This window comes from Oryzihumus sp. (assembly GCF_036391795.1).
Taxonomy (GTDB): domain Bacteria; phylum Actinomycetota; class Actinomycetes; order Actinomycetales; family Dermatophilaceae; genus Oryzihumus.
In genome coordinates this window covers 1-2418 of the sequence record NZ_DASVZH010000144.1, presented here as the reverse complement: position 1 = coordinate 2418, position 2418 = coordinate 1, and the positions used below count along the sequence as shown (strand labels likewise).

At 67.4% G+C, this 2418-nt stretch carries 2 protein-coding genes and 1 tRNA gene; 1 reads left to right on the top strand and 2 read right to left on the bottom strand.

Annotation, left to right across the window (positions count from 1 at the left end):
* Positions 1-790: IS256 family transposase (locus VF825_RS08520; RefSeq protein WP_331112180.1), on the top strand; the 790-nt coding region annotated here is incomplete at its 5' end.
* Positions 791-1083: 293 nt separating this feature from the next.
* Here the strand turns inward: VF825_RS08520 and VF825_RS08515 are convergent.
* A tRNA-Arg gene (locus VF825_RS08515) sits at positions 1084-1156 on the bottom strand.
* Between the two features lie 158 nt (positions 1157-1314).
* Positions 1315-2418 (bottom strand): hypothetical protein (locus VF825_RS08510; RefSeq protein WP_331112178.1); only part of this gene is annotated, 1104 nt, incomplete at its 5' end.

The following is a 2418-nucleotide window of genomic DNA, read 5'->3' as shown; positions in this document are numbered from 1 at the left end:
GCCGCTGGACGCCGGCCCGTACACCTACGTGTGGGTGGACGCCTTGGTGGAGAAGGTCCGCGAGGGCGGCCGGGTCGTCAACGTGGCGGTGGTGATCGCCACCGCGGTCAACGCCAACGGCAACCGGGAGGTCCTCGGTGTCGATGTCATCACCACCGAGGACGGGGCCGGCTGGACCGCGTTCCTGCGGGGCCTGGTGGCTCGCGGCCTGTCCGGGGTGTCCCTGGTCATCTCCGACGACCACCAGGGGCTGAAAGCCGCGATCGGGGCGGTGCTGCCCGGCGCCACCTGGCAGCGGTGCCGAACCCACTTCGCCCGCAACCTGCTGACCCGAGTCCCCAAGGCATCGCAGGGGATGGTGGCCACCTTGGTGCGCACCATCTTCGAGCAACCCGACCACGACAGCGTCTGGGCCCAACACGAACGGGTCGTGGAACAGCTCGCCGGCCGCTTCGACGACGCCGCCGCCCTGCTGATCGACGCCGGCCCCGATCTGTTGGCCTTCTCCACCTTCCCGGTCGAGCACTGGACCGCGATCCGGTCCAACAACCCCCAAGAGCGGCTGAACAAGGAGCTGCGCCGACGCACCGACGTCGTCGGGATCTTCCCCAACCGGGCCGCCGTGATCCGACTCGTCGGGGCGATCCTGGCCGAACAACACGACGAATGGGCCGTCGCCCGACGCTACATGGGCGCCGAAAGCCTGGCCAAAGCCCGCCTGCGCCCGATCGACGGCCAGGCCGCCGACAAGCCCGCCGGCCAGGCCCTCCAGGCCACCGGAGCCGCCTAACGACTACCGATTCCCCCACCGAAAACACAAACCATGCCGCCCCCCGGCATACGCGCACGCCCCAAAGACCAAAGCTGTAATTACCCTATTGACATCAACAACCGGCCACCGTATTGTGGCCAACAAGGTTGAGGTTGGTGGTCGTCATACACCACCTCCCGGGACTCGGCCGTCCTTCGAGTTCCACGCTCGGCCGAGGTTGTTCATCCCCGGTGGCTCTCAGGGTGGCTCTCATGCCCTCCCCTGGAGCCTGGTCTCAGCGTCCCGCAACGCCGTGACCTGGACTTTTGTAGCGCGCTCGGAGGGATTCGAACCCCCAACCTTCTGATCCGTAGTCAGATGCTCTATCCGTTGAGCTACGAGCGCTTGGTTTATGCGTGTGACCTGCGGTTTTCCGTCCTCCAGACTGTGACCGGGGCAGATGCAGAGCAGCACCGGGCGCCGACGGCGACATACGAGAATAGAGGATCTGGGTCGGGACCTGGCCGGCGCTACCTCCGGGGGGCCGCGCGCGGCCCGGCCCGCTAGGACGACCGCGGCGCGGCGAGCGCCGGCTGCCTTGCCGGCTCGTCCTCGTCGTACCGCTCGGCCCTGGTGTAGCCGAAGAAGCACCGCCGTTTGATCAGGTCGGCGACGGCGGGAGGCACCATCCCTTCCCACGTCGCGTCACCTTCCGCAATCCGGCGGAGCACGTCGCGGCTGAGGATCGGGAGGTACTCCGGCCGGTAGTTGTCGAGGTGGACGAAGCTGCCCCTACCGGCCAGGTAGGCGTACAGAGGCCGGAGCGGGTCCGCCACCTCGAGCGTCTCGATGGTGATCGGCGCGCTCGGGTCGGAGGACCGCTGCGGGTACACGTAGAGCTTCAGCCCGTTCTTGAACAGGCGCCCGAAGCTCTCGAGGATCCCCCCGGCCAGCTGCACGTGGTTGCGCTCGTCGAACAGGTCCACGAGGCTCGGTACACCCATCACGATCCCGACGCGCTCACCGGTCTGGTGGGCGAGGTACTCGGCGAGGCGGTAGTAGTCGAAGTAGTCGGAGATGAGGACGGTCAGACCGCACGCCGCCAAGAGGTCGGCGCGGGCGAGGAAGTCGCGCCGGTCCACGTCTTCACCGCCCGCGAGCAGATTCCGCATGGTCAGCTCGGTGAGCGCGACCACCGGTTTCCCCACGACGTCGGGGTCCGCTTCGAACTTGGCGAGCGCGCATTCGAGCATGTCGATGTTCACCAGCGTCGTCGGACGGAAGCTGCCCCGCTCGACGAGTACGGCCTTCCTGCGGAGTGCCTCGCTCGGCTGAAGTACGTGACCGTCCGGTCCGAACATGGCGGCGCCGCTGAGCCCGAGCTGCACCAACTTCAGCGCCATGAGCCGGTTGTCGACGTTGCGGAACTCGATCCCGCTGAACTGGATCATGTCGATCTCGATGCGCCCGGTGGTGAGACGGTCGAGGAGGCTCTCAATGAGCTGCTCGGGCTCGTGGTGCTCGAAGAAGGCCCCGTGGAGGAGGTTCACCCCGACCACGCCCAGGGCTTCGTGCTGGAGCCACGCCTCCGTGTCGAGCATCCTCACGTGCAGGACGATCTGGCTCGGCTCATCGCGCGGATGGGCCTGGAACTTCACGCCCATCCA